Source organism: Pseudomonadota bacterium, assembly GCA_022361155.1.
Lineage (GTDB): Bacteria > Myxococcota_A > Polyangia > Polyangiales > JAKSBK01 > JAKSBK01.
Genome location: JAKSBK010000483.1, coordinates 1 through 1,118, shown reverse-complemented (window position 1 = coordinate 1,118; position 1,118 = coordinate 1). Strand labels below are relative to the sequence as shown.

Here is a 1,118-nt window from a genome sequence, read left to right as displayed (position 1 = left end):
GATTCACCTGAAAGCCTCCCTTTCGGTGTTCTGGTTGAGGTTGTACAACCCCCAAAACATCGGGCTTTCAGGGTTTAATCCCTGCAAAATGAAGAAAAGTGCGCTTGGTCAGGGTCTAGCAATCGTGTCCCGAGGTTCTCGAGCTTTGATCGTCGTGGTCTTGCTGGCCGGAGGCATCGCGTACTTCCTGTACGGGACGCAACGCAACGCCGGGCCTCGGTCGGGCTCCAACCTCGAGCCCGCATCCGGCCTCAGGCTATGGTACCCGGCGCCGGCCACCGATTGGATGACCCAAGCACTGCCGATCGGGAACGCATACATGGCTGCCATGCTGTTTGGGGGGATCGACGAAGAGCACATACAATTCAACGAGGAAAGCCTGTGGGCCGGCGGCCCGGGCGAATGGGACCGCTACCGCGGCGGCAATAGGGCGTCGGCGTATCGAGCGCTTCCGGAGATACGCCGCCTGATCAAGGAAGGCAACTACGCTGAGGCCCATAGGATCGCCCGGCGAGAGCTCACCGGAGTGATCAAGAACCCTGATAGCGCTGAAGATTACCCTTTGTGGCAAGGCTTTGGTGCTTACCAGCCTTTTGGGGATATCCACATCGCCGTACCGGGTCAGAAGAACATCGTGGACTACTCTCGCTCGCTTGATCTGCGCCGTGCAGTCGCCGAGGTGCGCTACCGCAGCGGTACGGTGACTCACCAGCGCCAGTATTTTGCGAGCTATCCGGCGCGCCTCTTGGTGTTCAAGCTACAAAACGATGCACCGCACGGCCAAGATTACAGGATCAAGCTAAGCTCGCCTCATCCGGTTACCTTCAGCAGCAGCAACAATCGATTGACCATGAAGGGTGCGCTCGCGAACAACGGCATGGCGCTCGAGGCGCGCATGGAGATACGCAGCCGAGGGGGTGGCAGCATCCGCATTGAAGCTGGCCAGGTCGTGGTGCAGGGCGCTCGGGAGCTGGTTGTGCTGTTGTGCGCAGCCACCGACTACCTGCTCGACTACCCCGGCTACAAGGGCCGCGACTATGCTGCCCTCAACGAAGCGACTTTGAACGCAGCGAAGGACAAGGACTTCGATCTGCTGCTGCATGAGCATCTGGCGGACT

At 59.8% G+C, this 1,118-nt stretch carries 1 protein-coding gene; it reads left to right on the top strand.

Features of this window, described 5'->3' with window-relative positions; all coding sequences use genetic code 11:
- Positions 1–124: 124 nt before the first annotated feature.
- On the top strand, positions 125–1,118 hold a 994-nt coding region (locus MJD61_18210), incomplete at its 3' end, for a glycoside hydrolase family 95 protein (protein MCG8557198.1).